At 47.5% G+C, this 19,546-nt stretch carries 23 protein-coding genes; 17 read left to right on the top strand and 6 right to left on the bottom strand.

The window, feature by feature from the left end; all coding sequences use genetic code 11:
- Positions 1-230: 230 nt before the first annotated feature.
- Positions 231-1,079, top strand: a complete 849-nt coding sequence (locus tag BM056_RS12060; protein ID WP_092471664.1) for an MBL fold metallo-hydrolase — start codon at positions 231-233, stop codon at positions 1,077-1,079.
- A 63-nt stretch (positions 1,080-1,142) separates the two neighbouring features.
- Positions 1,143-1,469 (top strand): hypothetical protein, encoded by a 327-nt coding sequence (locus tag BM056_RS12055; RefSeq protein ID WP_092471663.1) that lies wholly within the window; start codon positions 1,143-1,145, stop codon positions 1,467-1,469.
- Positions 1,470-1,731: 262 nt separating this feature from the next.
- Here the strand turns inward: BM056_RS12055 and BM056_RS12050 are convergent, their stop codons facing one another.
- Positions 1,732-2,043: a DVU0772 family protein gene (locus BM056_RS12050; RefSeq protein ID WP_092471662.1), complete on the bottom strand. Its 312-nt coding sequence runs from the start codon at positions 2,041-2,043 to the stop codon at positions 1,732-1,734.
- Between the two features lie 318 nt (positions 2,044-2,361).
- Here BM056_RS12050 and BM056_RS12045 point away from each other — a divergent pair, with 318 nt between their 5' ends.
- The 8 genes from BM056_RS12045 (at position 2,362) to BM056_RS12005 (ending at position 8,245) form a co-directional block, all read left to right on the top strand.
- Positions 2,362-3,363, top strand: a complete 1,002-nt coding sequence (locus BM056_RS12045; protein WP_092471661.1) for an HlyD family secretion protein — start codon at positions 2,362-2,364, stop codon at positions 3,361-3,363.
- Complete coding sequence (locus BM056_RS12040) at positions 3,356-4,264, top strand: ABC transporter ATP-binding protein (RefSeq protein WP_092471660.1); 909 nt, start codon at positions 3,356-3,358, stop codon at positions 4,262-4,264. Before BM056_RS12045 ends, BM056_RS12040 begins: the two co-directional genes overlap by 8 nt.
- Positions 4,265-5,209 (top strand): ABC transporter ATP-binding protein, encoded by a 945-nt coding sequence (locus tag BM056_RS12035; RefSeq protein ID WP_092471659.1) that lies wholly within the window; start codon positions 4,265-4,267, stop codon positions 5,207-5,209.
- A 235-nt stretch (positions 5,210-5,444) separates the two neighbouring features.
- A complete protein-coding gene (locus tag BM056_RS12030; RefSeq protein ID WP_092471658.1) occupies positions 5,445-6,554 on the top strand; it encodes an ABC transporter permease in 1,110 nt (369 codons plus the stop codon).
- A gap of 25 nt (positions 6,555-6,579) precedes the next feature.
- Positions 6,580-7,140 carry a TetR/AcrR family transcriptional regulator gene (locus BM056_RS12025; protein WP_092471657.1) on the top strand — a complete coding sequence of 187 codons (561 nt, stop codon included), beginning with the start codon at positions 6,580-6,582 and terminating at the stop codon, positions 7,138-7,140.
- A gap of 271 nt (positions 7,141-7,411) precedes the next feature.
- Positions 7,412-7,693, top strand: a complete 282-nt coding sequence (locus tag BM056_RS12015; protein WP_435050963.1) for a type II toxin-antitoxin system RelB/DinJ family antitoxin — start codon at positions 7,412-7,414, stop codon at positions 7,691-7,693.
- On the top strand, positions 7,686-7,961 hold the full coding sequence (locus BM056_RS12010; protein WP_165613498.1) for a type II toxin-antitoxin system YafQ family toxin: 276 nt from the start codon (positions 7,686-7,688) through the stop codon (positions 7,959-7,961). The genes BM056_RS12015 and BM056_RS12010 overlap by 8 nt, the downstream gene beginning before the upstream one ends.
- A gap of 71 nt (positions 7,962-8,032) precedes the next feature.
- The gene (locus tag BM056_RS12005; RefSeq protein WP_092471655.1) at positions 8,033-8,245 is read left to right on the top strand and encodes a hypothetical protein; all 213 of its coding nucleotides are present in this window, start codon (positions 8,033-8,035) and stop codon (positions 8,243-8,245) included.
- A gap of 122 nt (positions 8,246-8,367) precedes the next feature.
- Here BM056_RS12005 and BM056_RS12000 read toward each other — a convergent pair whose 3' ends face one another.
- Positions 8,368-8,790, bottom strand: coding sequence for a spore coat protein (locus BM056_RS12000; protein WP_238456438.1), 423 nt, complete (start codon positions 8,788-8,790; stop codon positions 8,368-8,370).
- 13 nt (positions 8,791-8,803) lie between these two features.
- Complete coding sequence (locus BM056_RS11995) at positions 8,804-9,064, bottom strand: hypothetical protein (RefSeq protein ID WP_092471654.1); 261 nt, start codon at positions 9,062-9,064, stop codon at positions 8,804-8,806.
- Positions 9,065-9,214: 150 nt separating this feature from the next.
- Between BM056_RS11995 and BM056_RS11990 the strand changes: the two genes are divergently transcribed.
- The 4 genes from BM056_RS11990 to BM056_RS11975 all read left to right on the top strand — a co-directional run bounded on the left by BM056_RS11990 (position 9,215) and on the right by BM056_RS11975 (position 14,439).
- The gene (locus tag BM056_RS11990; RefSeq protein ID WP_092471653.1) at positions 9,215-9,739 is read left to right on the top strand and encodes a BON domain-containing protein; all 525 of its coding nucleotides are present in this window, start codon (positions 9,215-9,217) and stop codon (positions 9,737-9,739) included.
- 18 nt (positions 9,740-9,757) lie between these two features.
- A complete protein-coding gene (gene adhE / locus BM056_RS11985; protein WP_092471652.1) occupies positions 9,758-12,442 on the top strand; it encodes a bifunctional acetaldehyde-CoA/alcohol dehydrogenase in 2,685 nt (894 codons plus the stop codon).
- Between the two features lie 230 nt (positions 12,443-12,672).
- The gene (locus BM056_RS11980; RefSeq protein WP_092471651.1) at positions 12,673-13,011 is read left to right on the top strand and encodes a P-II family nitrogen regulator; all 339 of its coding nucleotides are present in this window, start codon (positions 12,673-12,675) and stop codon (positions 13,009-13,011) included.
- Between the two features lie 105 nt (positions 13,012-13,116).
- Positions 13,117-14,439, top strand: coding sequence for an ammonium transporter (locus BM056_RS11975; protein WP_092471650.1), 1,323 nt, complete (start codon positions 13,117-13,119; stop codon positions 14,437-14,439).
- A gap of 57 nt (positions 14,440-14,496) precedes the next feature.
- Here the strand turns inward: BM056_RS11975 and BM056_RS11970 are convergent, their stop codons facing one another.
- The 3 genes from BM056_RS11970 to BM056_RS11960 all read right to left on the bottom strand — a co-directional run bounded on the left by BM056_RS11970 (position 14,497) and on the right by BM056_RS11960 (position 16,553).
- On the bottom strand, positions 14,497-15,735 hold the full coding sequence (locus BM056_RS11970; protein ID WP_092471649.1) for a (Fe-S)-binding protein: 1,239 nt from the start codon (positions 15,733-15,735) through the stop codon (positions 14,497-14,499).
- Positions 15,736-15,857: 122 nt separating this feature from the next.
- Positions 15,858-16,346, bottom strand: a complete 489-nt coding sequence (locus BM056_RS11965; protein ID WP_092471648.1) for a ferritin family protein — start codon at positions 16,344-16,346, stop codon at positions 15,858-15,860.
- A gap of 12 nt (positions 16,347-16,358) precedes the next feature.
- Complete coding sequence (locus tag BM056_RS11960) at positions 16,359-16,553, bottom strand: hypothetical protein (RefSeq protein WP_092471647.1); 195 nt, start codon at positions 16,551-16,553, stop codon at positions 16,359-16,361.
- A 152-nt stretch (positions 16,554-16,705) separates the two neighbouring features.
- On the opposite strand from BM056_RS11960, the gene BM056_RS11950 reads away from it, so the two are divergent.
- The 3 genes from BM056_RS11950 to BM056_RS11940 all read left to right on the top strand — a co-directional run bounded on the left by BM056_RS11950 (position 16,706) and on the right by BM056_RS11940 (position 19,510).
- The gene (locus BM056_RS11950) at positions 16,706-17,305 is read left to right on the top strand and encodes a peroxiredoxin (RefSeq protein ID WP_165613496.1); all 600 of its coding nucleotides are present in this window, start codon (positions 16,706-16,708) and stop codon (positions 17,303-17,305) included.
- 245 nt (positions 17,306-17,550) lie between these two features.
- Complete coding sequence (locus BM056_RS11945; RefSeq protein ID WP_092471644.1) at positions 17,551-18,465, top strand: 3-hydroxyacyl-CoA dehydrogenase; 915 nt, start codon at positions 17,551-17,553, stop codon at positions 18,463-18,465.
- A gap of 136 nt (positions 18,466-18,601) precedes the next feature.
- Entirely contained in the window at positions 18,602-19,510 is a 909-nt protein-coding gene (locus BM056_RS11940; protein ID WP_165613495.1) for a patatin-like phospholipase family protein, read from the top strand.
- Positions 19,511-19,546: the final 36 nt, after the last annotated feature.

Below are 19,546 nucleotides of genomic sequence, written 5' to 3'. Positions count from 1 at the left end.
TTATGCTATTAGTTATAATTAGAATAAGCTAAAATAAATGATAAAATTTTAATTAGTACCAATAGTTTCAAGATACGGCGAATATGCCAGGAAGATTCTCAGTTCCTATGACGATACGATTGATTTTTACAAATCATGCGGTTTTGAGGTGGGGCACGGTAAAACTCCAATGTTAGTTACATATTTAAAAACCTGAGTAAGGCAAACATTATTTAAAGGAGGGAAAATTTATGAGTTCATTGCGGCTGACAACTTTGTGCGAAAACACGGCCGGTATGATTGGATTTACCGGTGAATGGGGACTGAGCATACTGATTGAATATGGAGACGATACGGTATTACTGGATACGGGTTTAACTGATTCTTTAATGCGCAATACCCTGGCAGGTGGTTTTAATTTAAGTAAAGTCAATAAAATTGTTTTAAGCCACGGACATACAGATCATACCGGTGGCCTGCGCCTCTTGCTCCAGATGCTGCGAAAAAGGGTGGAGATATATGCGCACCCCGACATCTGGGAGAAAAAATACATCCGTGTTAATCTTCCCGGAGGCGGCAGTATGCACCGTTTTATCGGAATCCCGTTTTGCCGTGAGGAATTGGAAGCGCTCGGCGCATCATTTGTTTTAAACAAAGAACCGGTGTGGTTAACTGAAAACATTGTTACCACCGGTGAAGTGCCTTTGACCACCCAATTCGAGGGTGTAGACAATAATATGTTTGTTAAGACGGATAGCGGTTTTGTGCCGGATGCCCTGGCGGATGACCAGGGTATCATCGTCAAGACGGAAAAAGGCCTGGTGCTGCTGCTTGGCTGCGCACACCGGGGACTGGTGAATACCATGCTTCATGCCAGAAACCTGACCGGCATTGATGACATTTACGCGGTTGTCGGCGGCACCCATCTTATCAGCGCCAAAAACGATCAATTGAATGAAACCGTTGCAGCCATAAAAAAATTCGGTGTTCAAAAAATAGGTGTATCCCACTGCACCGGACTGGCTGCCGCCGCCGTACTGGCCCGGGAGTTTGGGGACAAGTTCTTTTTTAATAACGCGGGTACGGTGGTAGAACTGTAAAGGGTTTAATATTCCCCTTAACCGGAAAAGATTGTAAAAAGAGCTAGCGGGAGGGGATTATCTGTGAATTTTAGGGAAATTGACGAAGCAGATGCCAAACAATATTTTGATATGCTTAAAGAAGCACCGGCTATACCGGAATTGCTGGAAAAATACCCGGGGCTGGAAAACCTCGTTCACGTTTTAACCGCCCAACTGACAACATTTTTTATGCTGCCCTACCTGGAAAGGGAGATGGGGGCCGAGGACCTGATAGAAGCTTTTCGACGGTACTTGTATACCGCTTTTGCCTTTGGCGTAATCATGCGGGACAGTGATCTGGCTACCCGTTATGTGATGGATCTCTATAATACTAAAGGTGGCAATGCGGAAAGCGAAAACGTCATGTAATAGGGCAAGTGCTTAGTTTTGCGCGATCAACGGAACTTAATTTGGGGACATTCCTCGAAGAGGCATGTCCCTTTTCCTTTAACGTACACGCTTTGCATATTATGGAGATAGCCATGCTGCTGGCGTGGTACGGATGACACTGTCAGTCCGCCATTCTGCTTGAGATTACTTTGGAGTTGTAGCTATGAGATCCGAGTTTGGCAACGTCACTTTGCTCCTCACAAGGAGAATTTACGTAACACCAGCCCCTGAAGCATAATTTTCAGGATAAAATCCTCTGCCTCACCCAGTCTTTTAACTCCTGATTAATGGGATAAAGGTTTTCCTCTTCCAGATGTCCGCCCTGTTCGCGCACTGCTCTTACCAGCATGTCCCGGGGTGGCTGGGAGTCCAGTGTTGTGCTGGTGCTGTAGTTAACTTTCATATGATATAACGCCAGTTTGGGTGCTCCGTCCAATACGTCTACAACGAAACCAAACCCGATTTTTCTCTGCCCTCTGAATTCACTGTTAAGGTCAAAATCCCAACAAATATTTTCCCTGTCCGGTTTATTCACGTACTGCTCGAGATACATTTTATCCCTCCAGATTTTTTAGGTTATTGTAATTATTTCCTTAATTTTAAAACAGGATACTTTTGGATAAAAAACTATTGCATTTGCCAAAGCCTGGTGGTATTATGGCACCAGGTAAACTGATTCGGTAGCAATAGTTTACCTGGTAATTACCATTTAATAAAGAAGACTTGGTTCAGGTGGGGTTTTGACCCCATCTGAACCTTAGTCGCACTTATTTCGAGTTTATCGCCGCTAAGACTCCCGCCTTTAGAGGCGGGAGTCTTAGCGGCGGTTAACGAGATCAATTAACTGGTCAGCGTGAAAGGAGTAGTTAAGATGGACAGAAAAAAAATTCCGGTTGTTGTCGTACTTGTTGTTGCCGTTGCCTGTGTCTCCTATTGGGTTTATCGAAATTATTACACCCGGGATGAATCGCTGATTCAGGCCACCGGCACCGTGGAGGCCACCACGGTTGAATTGATCGCGAAACTGCCCGGAACCATCAAAATGATGAAAATTAATGCCGGTGATGAAGTAACCGGGGGGCAGCTGGTGGCGGAACTATCCCGCAATGATCTGTTGGCCCAGCGTGAGCGGGATGCGCTGGGTGTTGTAAAGGCTGAATCGCAGCTGGAAGACATTGCATCCGGAGCCAGGCAGCAGGAAAAAGACGAGGCAGCTGCCGGCGTAGATATTGCCAGGACCAATTACCAAAAGGCCAGAGATGATTTTGACCGGGCGGAAGCTCTTTTCAATGAAGAAGCAATTCCCCTGGCCGAATATGATAATGCCCGAACAAAATTGGATCTGGCCCAAAACCAGCTGTCAGTTGCCGAGTCCCAACAGAGCCTGGTTAATTCCGGCAGCCGTCCCCAGCAGGTGGCCACGGCCAGGGCAGCGGTTGAACAAAGCAAGGCGGTGTTAAAAACCACTGAGACAATGCTGGCGGATTTAAAGATATATAGCCCGATTGAGGGAACGGTTGTGACCAAAAACTACGAGGAAGGGGAGTACGTCCAGGCGGGAGCTTCTCTGGCCACGGTGGCAAATTTAAAAGACTTGTGGATTAAAGTATATATCCCCACGGATGACCTGCCCTTGATCAAGCTTGGCCAGATGGTGAAATTTACCGTTAGTGGTATAACAACAGAATATAACGGAGTAATTGATGAAATAGCTTCAAAGGGAGAATTTACTCCCAAAACGATACTTACCAAGAAAGAACGCACCAATGTTGTTTACGGGGTTAAGATTAAGATTAATAACAGCGATGGCACGTTAAAGCCGGGAATGCCGGCCGATGTTACCTTTATCAGCGGAGGGACGGCCGGTGATTAAAGCAGTTGGCCTGACTAAAGCTTTTGGTCAAAATGTCGCGGTGGGCGGGGTTGGCCTCCAGGTGGCCAAAGGTTCTATTTTTGGCTTGGTGGGACCCGACGGGGCCGGCAAAACCACATTAATCAGAATGATCTGCGGGCTGATCACTCCCGATCAAGGAGAGGTTTCCCTGATGGGTCATCCTGCTGCGGAAATTGAGAAGGCCAGAAAGTCAATGGGTTATATGCCCCAGCGCTTCAGCCTGTACGGCGACCTTACGGTTATGGAAAATATCATTTTTTTCGGCTCTCTTTATAAGCTGGGCAGGGCTACAATTAACCAGCGGGCTGACGAAATCCTTGCGGTAACGGGCCTGGCAAGCTTTAAAAAACGGTTTGCCGATAACCTGTCCGGTGGGATGAAGCAAAAGCTGGCCCTTACATGTTCCCTGGTGGCCAGACCCGGCATGCTGGTGCTGGACGAACCTACTTACGGGGTTGATCCCGAGTCCCGGAAAGAATTCTGGAAAATTCTTTACCGGCTGAACAAGGAAGGAATGACTATCCTTGTTTCAACTCCCTATATGGATGAAGCGGAATTGTGCAAACAAGTGGCCTTTATCGACAAAGGCAAAATCACTGCCATAGGATCACCGTCAAGCCTAAAAAAAGACTTTGGGTTTAAAGTATTTGAAGTCAGGGCCGGCACCAGGGACCCTGAAATTTTTAACGGGCTGCAGATATTGCAGGATATGTCTTTTTACGGTGACAAGTATCATCTGGTGGTAAATGACCCTGCTGCGGCCGTACCGGCCATCGGGGCATGGCTGGCTGACAAAAACGTGGAAATGATGTCCTGCAAGGAAGTTGCACCGTCAATGGAGGATGTGTTCGTCTCCCTGGCGGAAAAAGAGGTGCTTTAAATGGAAGAATACGTGGTAACCACGGATAAGCTGACCAAAGTCTTCGGCAGTTTTACCGCCGTCGACAGCCTGACGATGAATATTCGACGCGGTGAGATATATGGCTTTCTGGGGCCCAACGGGGCCGGCAAATCCACGGCCATCCGCATGCTCTGCGGCATATTGGAGCCTACTTCAGGCAGCGGCAGGGTGCTTGGCTATGATCTGGTCAGGGAAGCGGAGAAAGTAAAACAAAAAATAGGCTACATGTCGCAAAAATTCAGCCTGTATGATGATCTTTCCGTACGGGAAAATTTAAATTTTTATGCCGGCCTTTACGGTGTAAACGGGGTGCTGCGGAAAACCCGGGTCCAGGCTATGGTGGATATGGCCGGTCTGCAGGGCAGGGAAAACGAACTCACGGCCAATCTCAGCGGCGGCTGGAAACAGAGGCTGGCCCTGGGTTGTGCCATTATCTCAAAGCCGTCCATAATTTTTTTGGATGAGCCGACCAGCGGCGTCAGCCCAACCAGCAGGCGCTTGTTCTTTAATATTATCCGCAAGCTGGCGGGCGAGGGAGCGGCTGTTTTGGTGACCACTCATTTTATGGACGAGGCCGAGTACTGCGACAATATCGCTTTTATTTCCGCCGGCCGGCTGATGGCGGTGGATACTCCGGATAACTTGAAAAAGAGTGTTATCGAAGGTTGTTTGGTGGAAGCGGAGCTGCCGGATGCAATAGACTGGATCAATAAAATTGAGGAACTGCCATACGTCAAAGAATGTTCGGTCCATGGCCCGGTGCTGCACGTTTTACTCGAACATGAACAAAATATAGCTTATCTGGCTGAATTTACACATGCGGAAATAAACCGCGTGACACCGTCACTCGAGGACGTGTTTATTGCGCTGGCGCGCAAAACCCGGAACGGGGTACCAACAGAGGATGAACAAAAGATATCGTAGGCAAGGCGATCCGGTGGCTTCCCCGAGTAAGCGGAGCACTGGATGCGGTCCATAGCCCGTCAAATCCCCAAAGCTTGACCCCGGAAGGGCGTAAAGTGACACTGGGCTGTCTGTTGCAATCGTTAGCTACAAATAACTATAAAAGATACAAAGAAAATTGCGGAGCGCACGGAGGGAACCACCGGAGCGCCAGATACAAGTAACTTAAAAACTTTTTCTGGGAAGGTGCATGAAGATGAGCAGAATACTGGCGGTGTTGCACAAGGAATTTCTGCAAATGCGCAGAGACCGGATGACCCTGGGACTGGTTTTTATGCTGCCATTGGTACAATTACTGTTGTTCGGGTATGCCATACAAACCGAGGTCAGGCATATATCAACGGTGGTTTTTGACCAATCGCTTACAGCAGAAAGCCGGGACTTATTGGAAGCATTTAGTGCATCAGGTTATTATGACATCAATTACGTCGCCGGCAGCTATGATGAGGTCAGCAGGATGATTGACAGCGGCAGAGCCAAGGTTGGGATAATTATTCCGCCCGATTTTTCCCGTAGTGTTAAAAGGGGCGAAGCCGCCCAGGCCCAGGTAATAGTAGATGCCAGTGATAATATGGTAGCCAATCAGGCCGTGGCGATAGCCACTTCCATCGGACTGATTAAATCGCAGGAGATATTAACTAAGCTTAAGCATATCGGTGGACAGCCGTATGACATCAGAGTCAGACCCTGGTATAATCCCGACGGCATCACAGCTTATTACATGGTGCCGGCCATCCTGGGTATTATTGTGACCATGACCATGGTGATTATGACTTCCATGGGCATAGTGCGGGAAAGGGAGCGGGGCACCCTGGAACAGCTTATTGTAACGCCGGTCAAGGCTTATGAATTGATGATCGGAAAAATACTGCCTTATATTGCCCTGGGGTATGTGCAAATTACCGTGGCCCTGCTGGTGGGGGTAATTGTTTTCGGTGTGCCCATCCGCGGCAGTTTATTGGAGCTTTATTTATTGACGTTGTTTTTTATTACCGCTTCACTGGGGGTCGGGATCTTCATCTCCAATATCGCCAAAACCCAGATGCAGGCTTTTCAAATGTCGTTTTTCTTCCTGCTGCCGAGTATCCTGCTGTCTGGTTTTATGTTTCCCAGGGATGCCATGCCCAAGGTAATATATCTGATCAGCAACCTGATACCGCTGACGTATTATCTTGACATCATCAGGGGCATAGTTTTAAAAGGCATCGGCTTTCAATACCTGGTCGGGCAGGTTGCCTCCCTGCTGGTATTTTCTGTGGTGTTGCTGTTTTTGAGTGTGATCAAATTTAAGAAAAAAGTCGCCTAAAATAAGCAGGTGGAGTTGATATAAATTGAAGGAAAGAATAATCGGTGCTTTTATGGATTTATCTTCCACCATGGGTTTTTACAACGTTACCATGGATGAGCTGGCTTCCCGGGCGGGGATGAGTAAAAGGACGATTTACCGCTATTTTCGCAGCAAGGAAGAAATAATTGAAGCAGTCCTGGATGAATTTATGAATAAAGTTGCCGGTGGAATAGGACAAGTAATAGCAAAGGAAAACAAACCGGCAGATATCATCGCCGGCATTGTCCTTTACATCACCCAAACTGCTCCGACCTTTATTAACCCGCTGGTGCTGAATGATTTAAAGGTTCATTATCCGGAGTTCTGGCAAAAAGTTGATCGTTTTAGAATTGAAAAAATACAGGGATTCATTCAGTTTATGGTAAATGGTAATAACAAGGAAGAACTGCGGGACATTGACCCGCGCATTTTTACCGCTGCTTTTATAGCCTCCATCCAGGCAGTGATCAATCCCGTTTTTATACTGGATAATGACCTGACCTTTGGCGAAGCGGTTAAGCAGCTTGTGGAATTATTCATGCACGGGTTTCTGAAAGAAAAGTAACTGACCATTACACCGGTCGGCATCTGGACGACATGGAGGCCCCTGTGGGCCGAAAGCGCCCGGCTGCGCTGCGAGGATACCTTTCTGGCGGCGGCGGAAACCCTGCTGGAAAGTTACCGGGAATCCGGCGAGCGGGCGAAAACCATGGAGCTGTTAAGGCGCTGCATGGGTTAAAACTATCAATATAAATTTGTTGTATTCGTGCGCAGTATATACATAGCACATATTTTATACTATACTTAATATACTAAAACATAAGGAGATGATAATTATGGCCGATACAACGAATATAAGCATTCGCCTGGACGTGGAGCTAAAAAAACAAGCGGAACAGCTCTTTTCCGAACTCGGCATGAACATGACGACGGCTTTCAATATTTTTCTGCGTCAGGCGGTTCGTCAGCAGCGAATCCCGTTTGACGTCGCCCTGGAGGCTCCCAACGCTGAGACAATCGCCGCTATGGAGGAGGCCGAGCGCATCAGCCGCGATCCTTCGGTCAAAGGTTATACCGACGCCGAGCAAATGATGAAGGAGCTTTTGACTGATGTATGAGATAAGGCCAACCAGCCGTTTCAAGCGTGATCTTAAGCATATCCAGCGCAGAGGTTATGACCTTCGCTTGCTCACGGCGGTTATCCAAACGCTGGCTGCCGGGGCGCCTCTGGCGGAAAAACATAAGGATCACGCCTTGAGTGGCGTGTGGTCAAAACACAGGGAATGCCACGTCACACCAGATTGGCTCTTGATCTACAAGCTGGAAAACGACATTCTTGTTCTGACTCTGACTCGTACCGGAACCCACAACGATCTGTTTGGATAAGCCCGGTTTCACCCCGCCGTCCGCAAAAGACAAAACAACGTCAGGAAAAGGCACAGGAGAGACAAACCCCTGTGCTTTTTTGCGCCCTTGTTTCCTATGGGCGGGATTGCCCAACCAACCAGCAACCCGCCAACCTGGCCTGCGGGCAGTACTCTGACGGCCAGTGGCACGACAAAGACAAGGACGACCTTAAGCTGGACGGCAGCAGCGGCGGCACTCCTGCCACGCCGACTTACAATGCGGTGGTTTTTTCAGGCATCGGCTCGGCAGAAACCGCAAAGTAGCTAAAAAAGAAGGAAGCTACATTTTTCTGTAACCTCCTTCTTTTTCCGTATCGGTTTAGGGTATGGTTCAGCAAGTTTCCCTATTAAACCGTGCCGTTAAGCGGACACGCCTTTTAAAGTGGTTACTGCAGGTAATTGGCATAAGGGAATTGTGAGCTATAGCCGGTGAAATTTTGGTGAGTCTGGGCGAGTTTCCGGGCCTGCTCCGCCTCCAGCGTATACCAGCCCTTACGGAACATCAGGTTAAAAAGCTCCCGGGTCATGACATGGGTTTCAGTAAATATGCGCATTAAATCGTTATGCAGCTGCCGGTGGCTGGCTTCACGGACGAAAACATTCAAGTTGTCCGTCAAGTACTTTTCCTGAGCCAGCGCCAAATTCACCGAGTCCCTGTCGTTGATTTGGGGTCCTTTGATTTCCGGAAGCATGCCTGTTTGCGGATTTTTTATTTGATTTTGGCTCTGCTGCATATTTTGCCGGCCCATCATCATCGGGTTGCCTTGCTGCATCCCCTGGGTTCCCCCCATATATTGGTTAAACGGCATTTTTGCCACCTCCCTATTGATTCCCCACGTTGTTGGGGTCTGTGTGTCTAAGCAGCATTTGGTAATGGGTCTGGTGCATCTGGCCAACACGATTTAAAAAATTTTTTATTTCCGGGTCTTGGCAGTTCAGCGAGGCGTGATGCATCATTTTCATGGAAACTAATTCCCAGGACAGCGCATCCTTTAAATAAAGATGGTCCTTGGTGCTGATAACGTTAGGCGGTTCCGGCATGATTTGTCCGAATTGCTGTTGCTGCTGATATTGGTTAAGCATGACCTAAGTCTCCTTTCAAACAGGGTTTGTTTTATATTTTCTAATTATGAGGATAGTTATGTAAGAGTTAAATAAAAAATACTTTTTTAATACAGATTTAGGAACAAGGTAATAATAAGCCCATAAAATATTTTATTGCGGGGTGACATTATGTCTGAAAAAGACCGGAAATTGCAGCGGCAAATCCAAGAAATGCTGGATAATGATAGAGATTTAAGGAGTTACAGCCTTAAAGCTAATGTAATAGACGGTGAGGTTGAAGTAACCGGAATAGTCGATACGCTTTCTGAAAAAAACAGGCTCAGGAAAAAACTGCAGGATTTGGACGGTGTCAAGGGCATTGAGCTTGGCCTGGCTATCAGCACCGACGGTGCTATAGATGATGAGTCTGTTACCGCGGAAGTAATTGAAGAATTAAATGCCAATCCTCTGGTGAACCTGCGACATGTTGGCGCCAGGTCCGTTGATGGGACGGTTTTTCTGATGGGCACAACAGAAAGCGAAGACGAGGAGCGGGAGGCTGTTAAAGCAGCTGAAAAGGCCCGGGGAGTTAAAAATGTTATCAGCCAGCTAAAAGTTCGGCCCGGGGGGTATGATGATGAGAGCCTGGAAGCTATTTTCCATCACCAGGTCAATAATGACGAAGAAGACGAAGGGGAAGCCAGGATTTTTTAAAGGATGGAGGTAGTTGTGATGGGTGGGAAGGAGCCGAAATTTATCGGTGACGAGAAACAATTAATGGTTGATAAACTTGTCGAAAAGGCGGAAAAAGCGCGCCAGGCGTTGACTAAGCTGAATCAGGAACAGATAGACCACATTGTCCGGGCTATGGCGCTGGCGGGCCTGGATAAACACATGGAACTGGCCCGGCTGGCCGTGGAAGAGACCAAGCGGGGCGTATATGAAGATAAAATGATTAAAAACATTTTTGCCACGGAGTCGGTGTACCACAGCATCAAATATAAAAAAACCGTTGGCGTTATCAGTGTCAACGATGAAGAGGATTTTATGGAAGTAGCAGAGCCTGTCGGAGTTATTGCCGCCGTAATCCCGGTCACTAACCCGACTTCTACTACCATGTTTAAATCATTAATTTGCCTGAAAACGGCCAACCCGGTGATTTTCAGCTTTCACCCCGGGGCCCGGCGCTGCAGCGCAGCGGCTGCCAAAACCATGCTTGACGCGGCGGTGGAAGCCGGCGCCCCCGCGGATTGCATCACCTGGATTGAGCATTCCAGCATCGAGGCTACCGGTTTCCTGATGAATCATCCCGGCGTGCAGCTAATTCTGGCGACAGGTGGAGCCGGGCTGGTCCGTGCGGCTTACAGTACCGGAAAGCCCGCCCTGGGTGTTGGTCCGGGCAATGTACCCTGTTATATTGAAAAGTCGGCCAAAGTTAAACGCGCGGTAACCGACCTGATCCTGAGCAAAACTTTTGATAACGGGCTGATCTGTGCCTCTGAGCAATCCATAGTTATTGACAGGGACATTTATCAAGAAGTCACTTCATTAATGCAGCATTACGGCTGCTATTTCCTGGGGGAAGATGAAGCAGCCAAATTGGAACAACTGGCTGTTAAGGGCGAGGACTGCAGCCTGAATCCTGCCATAGTGGGACAATCAGCATATGATATTGCCAAAATGGCGGGTTTCGAGGTCCCTCCCAACACCAAAATACTGGTAGCTCCTCAGCAGGGTGTGGGCCCGCAGTACCCTCTTTCCATGGAAAAATTAAGCCCGGTATTGGCCTGCTATCAATCTGAAGAATACCGGGACGGCATTAAAAGGTGTGAGGAAATCATTGGCTTTGGCGGGCTGGGCCATTCGGCGGTGCTTCATTCCGAAAACAAGGAAGTTGTTGACCTTTTTTCCAGGCGCATGCGGGTGGGGAGAATTATTATTAATTCTCCGGCTTCACACGGGGCCATAGGGGACCTGTATAACGTCAACGTTCCTTCTCTAACCCTGGGGTGCGGCTCCATGGGTCATAATGCCACCACTTCCAATGTCAGTGTTGATAATTTGATTAACGTCAAGCGGGTCTCCAGCAGAAGGGAAAAGCTGCAGTGGTTCAGAGTTCCCGAAAGAGTTTATTTTGCACCTGGTTCGGTGCAGTATCTGGAAAAGATGCAAGGGCTGGAAAGAGTTATCATTGTTACCGACCCCGGGATTGTTAAACTGGGTTTTTTAGACAAAGTTATTTATCACCTCAGAAAACGCAATAATCCGGTTATGATGGAGGTTTTTTCTGAAGTGGAGCCCGATCCTTCGGTGGATACAGTTCAAAAAGGCTGTACAGTGATGAGGCAGTTTCAGCCCGATACCATTATTGCTTTGGGCGGCGGTTCTCCGATAGATGCGGCCAAGGCCATGTGGCTTTTCTATGAGCACCCTGAAGTCGAATTTGAATTTTTGAAATTGAAATTTCTTGATATCCGCAAACGCACCTATAAATATCCCAAATTAGGGCGTAAAGCAAGACTGGTCGCCATACCCACCACCAGCGGGACCGGTTCGGAAGTCAGTGCCTTTGCGGTTATTACGCACCGGGGCCGGGACATCAAATACCCCCTGGCAGATTACGAACTGACTCCCGACGTGGCCATAATTGACCCTGAATTTGTGAACACCATGCCGCCCGCGGTAACCGCCGATACGGGTTTGGATGTCCTTACTCACGCCGTGGAAGCATATGTGTCGGTATTGGCTTCTGATTATACAGATGCCATGGCGCTAAAAGCCACTGAGCTCGTTTTCAAGTACCTGCCTGCCAGCTATCAGAGTGCGGATAACCGCGAAGCCAGGGGTAAAATGCATAACGCTTCGTGTATTGCCGGGATGGCCTTTACCAACGCATTCCTGGGTGTTTGTCACAGCCTGGCCCATAAAATCGGCGGTGAATTTCATATTCCGCACGGCAGGGCCAATGCCATTCTGCTGCCGCACGTAATCAGATATAATTCGGAGATACCCAGTAAATTTGCCTCTTTTCCACAGTATGAATATTACCAGGCCCCGGAAAAATTTCGGCAGATGGCTGCCTTATTAGGGCTGCCGGCGGCAAATGTTCAGGAAGGTGTAAACAGCCTGATCGACGCGGTGGAGAAACTGCGTTCCGCAGTTGGTGTACCTGCTACAATAGCGGAATGTGGAGTTGATGCCGAATTATTTAAACAGAAGGTGCCGGAATTGGCAGAGAAGGCTTTTGACGACCAATCCACCACCGCTAATCCCAGGATGCCGTTAATTGAGGAGTTGGCGGCAATTTTGCTGCGGGCGTATGATAACGCTAAGCATGAGCATGATTTGATTAGAAATGTCAATGCGAGTCGGCAACATTGCAATCCGGATACCCATGTAGCTAATGTGGTTCATTAGCGAGAATTAATAGAGGTATAGGAGCGGACGAACCTGTCCGCCCGCCTCTGCTATTTCCCGACAGCTGCTCAATAGTTGCTCAGTTAATATTATTGGGTTGCCAGGAAAGTCCTTGTAGCATATAATTAATATAACTGTTTAGATACAAGGATGTATCGAGTCATGGCCAAAGAAGGTCCTGATACCGTTGTGTGCGGTTTAGGGCTTTTTTATTCGGGAGGTACTACTTAGTGAAAAAAATTGAAGCCATAATCCGCCCGGCCAAGCTGGAAGATGTCAAAGAAGCTCTTTCACGCTTCGGCATACACGGTATGACGGTTAGTCAGGTTTTCGGGTGCGGTCTGCAGGGTGGTTGGGTAGGCGTGTACAGGGGACACGAGTACAGCATCAACCTGCTGCCCAAGGTAAAATTAGAAATAGTTACCAAGGATAATTGGGTTGACGAAATTGTTCGGGTTATCAGTGAAGCTGCCCGAACCGGTGATGTCGGTGACGGAAAGGTTTTTATCTACCCGATGGATGACGCAGTTCGCATTCGGACCGGGGAAAAACACGAAGACGCCATTTAACAAGTAAATAACGTAACTCCAGTGTTGGAAAAAGGGCAAGGGCGCTCGTAACGGAATATTACCGTTACCTGCCCTTTTATTTTTTGTGGAAAAGGAGTAGGTATTATGGATATTGGTTTTAAAGAACTTGCCTCGGGTATAGATACGGTGTGGGTGCTGCTTTGTGCGGCACTGGTGCTCTTTATGGAAGCTGGTTTTGCCTTTTTGGAAGCTGGTTTTATCAGGGCTAAAAATTCTTTGAATATTGTGATGAAGGTTTTTACTGACTGTACTTTTGGTATGCTCGGTTTTTGGGCCATTGGCTTTGGCTTAATGTACGGGGCGAATGTTTTCGGCCTTTTTGGCGGCAGCGGTTTCTTTTTGACGGGTAATTTGCAGCATATTGATTTAAGTATTCCCATACCTGCATTCTGGATTTTCCAGGCTGCTTTCGCCATGGTTGTGGCTTCGATCATATCAGGTGCGGTGGCCGAGCGGATGAAGTTCAGCACCTATATCATATTTACCTTTTTATGCACTTCGTTTATGTATCCCATTGCCGGGCACTGGATCTGGGGTGATGGAGGCTGGCTAAGCAAGCTGGGCATGATTGATTTTGCGGGATCTGCGGCAGTTCATGCCGTTGGCGGCTGGGCGTCACTTGCGGCTGTCATGGTGCTGGGGCCCCGTACGGGCAAATATAATGCTGACGGCAGCGTAAATGTTTTACCGGCCCACAATATGCACCTGGCTTTTTTAGGCACATTCATCCTTTGGTTTGGTTGGTTCGGTTTCAATCCCGGCAGTTCCCTGTCCGGTTTGAATGCAAGTATTGCCCATATAGCGCTGACCACCAACCTGGCGGCGGCAGCCGGAGGCGCTACCGGAATTCTCTTTACCATGCGCCGTTACGGCAAAGCAGACCCCAGTATGGCAATTAACGGCGCGTTGGCCGGTCTGGCTGCTATTACAGCCGGAACCGCTGCTGTTGGCCCCGTCAGTGCAGCTATTATCGGTACAGTAGCCGGAATTTTAGTGGTTTTGGCCGTGGAATTTTTTGACCGGATCAAGGCCGATGACCCGGTAGGCGCCATTGCAGTGCATGGTGTCGGCGGTTCCTGGGGGGTGCTGGCTGTTGGCTTGTTTGCCAGGGATGGCGGGCTGCTGTTTGGCGGAGGCGTTCAACAGTTGATGGTTCAGGCTCTGGGGGTGATTAGCGTATCCATTTGGGCTTTTGGTATAACTTACCTTGCTTTCTCATTGTTAAAAGCAACTATGGGAATTCGTGTCACCCGCCAGGAAGAAATTGAGGGGCTTGACCTTAACGAGCATGGGATAACGGCTTATTCCGACCTCGTTACGGGTACATTAAAAGGGGTTGGCCACAGTACAGTGCATCACCAGGATGGCGTTGGCCTGCCAGTGACAAATACTATAACGGTTCGTTAATTTTTATAAATGCAAGCCCGTTACCCCCTGTGAAAAGGGGGAACGGGCTTGGAATAGTTATTTTTGAGGTTTTTTATCCATAATTAAAGCGTGGCTGATTAAGTGATGCAGGTGTATGACCTTGGCGTCAAGCTCGTAGTACTTAATAATGTCGGTTAGCTGGTCAAAACAGTTGTGGCAGGGACAGGCCACCAGGTTGCAGCCGGTATCCTTGATCTGATCGGCCTTCAGCTTGCCCTTGGCCATCCGGTAAGGATAAATATCTTTACCCATGGCCAGCAGGCCGCCGCCACCGCCGCAGCAGTAATTCATCACTCCGTGGGGATTCATTTCCCTGAATTCAGTTACTGTTTTATTTAAAACGTAGCGCATTGCGTCACCCAGTCCCTGTTTGCGTACGGAATTACAGGGGTCGTGCAATGTAATCGGCTCGGTGTTTACACTGGGATCTACGTGAAGCAGTCCTGCTTCAAACCATTCTACGTATTTTTCAACAATACTTTTCACCGGGTATGTATTGTCTTTTTCCAGCCAAACCTTTGGGCCCCACTTGTTGGCATGGGTGGCGTGGCCGCACTCGGTTATAACAAGCTCTTTTACTTTAAGGCGTTTAACTTCATCGGCATATCTCTGGGTGATTATGCGAGATTCTTCATCATTACCGTTAAACAGCGCATAGTGGGTTGCGTCCCACCACTTGCTGCTGCAGGTCCAATCAGCGCCTACGTACCACATTATTTTAGCTAGGCTCTGGACATCGTTGGGATAATATTTAATTTCACGCGGGTCCCAAAGGAACAGAAAATCAGCGCCTTCCTTGTCGATTGGTATTTTGGCGTTGGGGTCGCCGACTTCTTCCTGCAGCTCTTCTTCCATCCATTCCAGCGTATCCAGATAATCTTCGGTGGAAACCTCCATCTGGTTGCCTGTTTTAATCTGGGCATCAACGACATCCTGTAAGAAGCCCGGTGCCTTGAGGCCAAAATTGCCCCTGATTGTCCTAACCAGGGTCAGCACTTCCACGCCCATGGGGCATTCTGAGGTACATCGCCCGCACTGGGTGCAGGCCCAGATAAACTCAGAATTCAATACCTCGTCGCGCATGCCCAGGGTCAGCATCCGAATAAACTTTCTGGGGTCGGCGTTTTCGTGAACTCCGTTATAAGGACACCCTGCGCTGCACATACCGCATGACAGGCAATTATAGAATTGTTCGCGATCGCTGGTGGTACAAGCCTTGGAAACGACTTCATGCATAAAGTTGGGGTCAAGCTTGTTAGCAAAGATTACACTCACTGTTTTTCCCCCTTATTGAATAATTAATTAACAATAGTTTAAAACTATTATGAAACATTGTCAATTAACAATATTGGTTCATTTGCCCATGTTAGGGGGAAAATGCACAAAGATAGTATTTTTCAGTTTAATTTAGGTCTTTGCATTTCCTCTAACTGCTCCCTTAATTCAACCAGATGCATTTTTTCTTCCAGTAATAATTTGCTCAGCATAGCTTGAATTTCGTTATTCTCAGTTTGTGTAAAAAGCTCATGGTAAAGCAAGATTGAATCTTTTTCCGCCTGAATACCTATGGACAAGGCTTCCTCCGGCGTGATGCGGTCGGTCAATTCCTCCGCGTCAGCTGGAAAAACACTGGTTTTAAACAACGATTTCAGAAAAGCTGCTGTTTCACTGCCTAATATGCTATCTTTTGATGTGTCGCCGGTTTTATCAAGCAGCATTTGAAAAAGACGGTGATGTTCTTTTTCCTCCTCTGATAATTTATGAAAAATGTCCGCGGTTGCACTGTTTTTAGAGCGGCGGGCCATGGAGGAATAGAAGCCTGCGCCGCGCAGTTCATTATTGAGAGCGATTTTATATACCTCTGGCATTGTAACTTGGTTGGACAAGCTATCATCTCCCTATTCCTCTTTTATGCTGTTATCCACGTATACCGCCCCGTGACCGTAATGCTCCGGCGCGGCAGTTTGCCCTTCACTATTTTGAACCTCAAATGTATTTGCTTCAAGTTTATTAATGGGAGTTTCCTTTTTTATATATTTTTTAACCAAGCTTAAAACCTCGCTTCCAATTTCAAAATGTGTCGTCTCAGACAATATTTATTTTTCTCCGGCTAATGCTCGATTATTAATAATTAATAGAATTGATACTGCCTATTTTCAGGGGTATAGTCTCTTATTTTTATAAATGCACACTATATATAAGCTTCTTTCATAATTTATTTAAAACAATATAAGGGGGATTTATAATGGGACATATATTAGATGGGGAATGTTTTGTCTCTGAACCCATTGTGATGGATAAAACCGCCCCTGATTTCACAGCGGAAGCTTATTACAGGGGACAGAAAATTGATGTCAGACTGTCGGATTTCCGAAACCAGTGGGTGGTGCTGTTCTTTTACAAAGCTGACTTTACTTTTGTCTGACCAACCGAATTGGCAGCCGTGGCTGACCATTATGCGGAATTTAGGAAACTGGGCGCTGAGGTGCTGGGGATCAGTACCGACAGTGTGTATGCGCATAAAATTTTTGCCGAGGTGTCGCCTTCCGCCAGGAAAGTGCAGTATCCGCTTTTATCCGATCCCACCCATGAAATTTCAGAGTGCTTTGGCGCCTACAAGCCATCGGAAGGTGTGGCTACCCGCACTACGTTGATAATATCTCCAAAAGGGTTAATCACATATTTCTGTAAGTATCCCGGCAGCGTAGGCCGGAATGTAAATGAAATTATCCGGGTTCTCCAGGCACTCCAATTCACTGAAGCAACTGGACTGAACGCACCGGCCGGCTGGCTGCCCGGTCAGCCGGGGTTGCGCAAAGAATGGGATATGGTCGGCAGAATATAAAATAATATTTTTTAGACATAAAGCTGCTTCCCGGCGGGAGCAGCTTTATAGTGCCAATGAAACTGGTTGGGGTGCGTACTTTGATGTGCGGTGGTCACTGGTTGTTGGAAGTTGCAGCGATAAAAGAGAGGGGAACCATAAAAAAGACATAAAAAGAGGAATTGGTCGATCGTTCGTAAAATATGATCAATTATGTTGTTAAAGTGCATAAAACATATAAATACATAATAACAGGAGGATTGTTTATGAAATTATCCGATATTAAGCGTGTTCTAATCCTGGGTGCCGGTACGATGGGACAGCAAATAGGTTTGCAGTGCGCTATGCACGGTTATGAGGTGGTGTACTATGATGTGTCCCGGGAGGTTCTGGACAAAGCGATGAAGAGTGTGACCAAGCTTGCCTCCTGGTACGCATCCACTGGCCGCCTTACTGAAGAGCAGCTCCGGCAGACCCTGGCGCGGATCTCCATGACCCCTGACGCGGCTGAGGCCGCCCGGGGAGTTGATTTGATCAACGAGTCGGTGCCCGAGGACCCGGATCTCAAGGGTAAAATCTTTGCCCGGTTTAACAAGCTTTGCCCGGAGCGCACCATCTTTACCACCAATACGTCCTTATTGCTGCCCTCCATGTTTGCCCAGGCCTGCGGAAGGCCGGAGAAGCTTTGTGCTCTGCATTTCCATGATCTGCGCTCCAACAACGTGGTTGACGTCATGCCTCACCCGGGTACCGCGCCGGAGGTTGCGCAGCTTGTACATGACTTTGCCGGAAGCATTGGTCAGATCGTTATTACACTTCAAAAGGAAAATAGTGGTTATGTTTTTAACACTATGCTTTCCAGCCTGTTTTTATCAGCCCTGACCCTGGCCTCCAGGAATGTCACTTCTGTAGAAGACATAGACCGGGCCTGGATGGGGGTTACGCGCATGCCAATTGGCCCCTTTGGTATTATGGATCAGGTAGGCCTTTCCACAGTATGGGATATCACCGACTACTGGGCTAAGAAAAAAGGGGACAGGCAGGCCCAGGCCAACGCCGATTTTTTGAAGCAATATGTGGACAAGGGTAAACTGGGCTATAAAACTAAGCAGGGTTTTTATACATATCCAAACCCCGCTTATTTAGAAAAAGATTTTCTCACTGCATCTAAAGAAGAGTAATTAGCCCGCTCCTTTGGCCTGCAAATGAGCAGAATTAATATGTTTTAATCACAAACTTACTTTTTAGAGCCAAATCATACACTGCTGACATATAATGGATAAATGCTAAAAGCATGAACATTTGGAGTGTTTGATTTTGGCAAAATTTAGAATTATTTCATTTGACGGAGGCGGTATTCGCGGAGCGTTAACCGCAAGTCTGGTCAAGAAAATTAATGACCTGTTCCCGGACTTTATCGATAAGGCGGATATGTTTGCCGGTACATCAACCGGTGCCTTTATTGCTCTTGGTCTTGCCGCTGGATTAAAAGCGGAAAAATTGGTCGATCTGTATTCTGTTAAAAACGGCAGGTATATATTCAATCCAAGATATTGCGACCTGTACAGGCCCAAATATAATAATTATCATTTAAAGAAGCTGCTTAAAGAAGTTTTTGGCACGGAATTGAAAATTAAAGATCTGGACCGTTTTGTGTTGGTGCCCTCGTTCAGGGTTAACGGTTACGGTTCCACATTATTTTGGAGCCCGGTTTTTTTTAATAATTTTATGGGTTCGGGGACAACAGATGCCACTGTTATTGACGTTGCGCTTTCCAGCAGCGCCGCGCCGACGTATTTCCCGTCTTATGAAAACCGCATTGATGGCGGGGTTATCGCCAATAATCCCAGTATGGCAGCTATTGCCGCAGCGACGGACAGGTATCTGGGCGGCAGGAAAATTGAGGATATTTATTTGCTGTCGATAGGAACCGGATTTAACTGTTACGGAATCAATTATAATACCGCCGGGTGGGGTAAACTGCAATGGTTGTTGTGTCCCTCCCCTCCAGCACCGATTATCACTGTTATAACCGATGGCGTCTCAGATGCCTATGCCCTATTCAGCCATCAAATGCTTGGTTATAGATATAAACGTCTCAACCCGGCACTGTCCAGACCTGTTGGGCTGGATAGCTATAATAAAATTCCTATGCTGGTTGAATTGGCCCATAATTATGACCTGGGCCCCACTATTGCCTGGCTGAAAAATAACTGGTTGGATTAATTTAAAGGTAAACTAATTTATAATGTAACATAAGGA

Source organism: Desulfotruncus arcticus DSM 17038 (genome assembly GCF_900113335.1).
Taxonomy (GTDB): Bacteria; Bacillota; Desulfotomaculia; order Desulfotomaculales; family Desulfallaceae; genus Desulfotruncus; species Desulfotruncus arcticus.
The sequence above is the reverse complement of the archived record's forward strand: the minus strand, read 5'-3'. Positions and strand labels throughout refer to the sequence as shown.

Bases quoted from the DNA above. Each gene is read 5' to 3' on its own strand.
- BM056_RS12030 (WP_092471658.1), top strand. From the start codon at position 5,445: ATGAGCAGAATACTGGCGGTGTTGCACAAGGAATTTCTGCAAATGCGC.
- BM056_RS11990 (WP_092471653.1), top strand. From the start codon at position 9,215: ATGTCTGAAAAAGACCGGAAATTGCAGCGGCAAATCCAAGAAATGCTG.
- adhE (WP_092471652.1), top strand. From the start codon at position 9,758: ATGGGTGGGAAGGAGCCGAAATTTATCGGTGACGAGAAACAATTAATG.
- BM056_RS11995 (WP_092471654.1), bottom strand. From the start codon at position 9,064: ATGCTTAACCAATATCAGCAGCAACAGCAATTCGGACAAATCATGCCG.
- BM056_RS12045 (WP_092471661.1), top strand. From the start codon at position 2,362: ATGGACAGAAAAAAAATTCCGGTTGTTGTCGTACTTGTTGTTGCCGTT.
- BM056_RS12015 (WP_435050963.1), top strand. From the start codon at position 7,412: ATGGCCGATACAACGAATATAAGCATTCGCCTGGACGTGGAGCTAAAA.
- BM056_RS12060 (WP_092471664.1), top strand. From the start codon at position 231: ATGAGTTCATTGCGGCTGACAACTTTGTGCGAAAACACGGCCGGTATG.
- BM056_RS12000 (WP_238456438.1), bottom strand. From the start codon at position 8,790: ATGCCGTTTAACCAATATATGGGGGGAACCCAGGGGATGCAGCAAGGC.
- BM056_RS11945 (WP_092471644.1), top strand. From the start codon at position 17,551: ATGAAATTATCCGATATTAAGCGTGTTCTAATCCTGGGTGCCGGTACG.
- BM056_RS12010 (WP_165613498.1), top strand. From the start codon at position 7,686: ATGTATGAGATAAGGCCAACCAGCCGTTTCAAGCGTGATCTTAAGCAT.
- BM056_RS12050 (WP_092471662.1), bottom strand. From the start codon at position 2,043: ATGTATCTCGAGCAGTACGTGAATAAACCGGACAGGGAAAATATTTGT.
- BM056_RS12035 (WP_092471659.1), top strand. From the start codon at position 4,265: ATGGAAGAATACGTGGTAACCACGGATAAGCTGACCAAAGTCTTCGGC.
- BM056_RS11975 (WP_092471650.1), top strand. From the start codon at position 13,117: ATGGATATTGGTTTTAAAGAACTTGCCTCGGGTATAGATACGGTGTGG.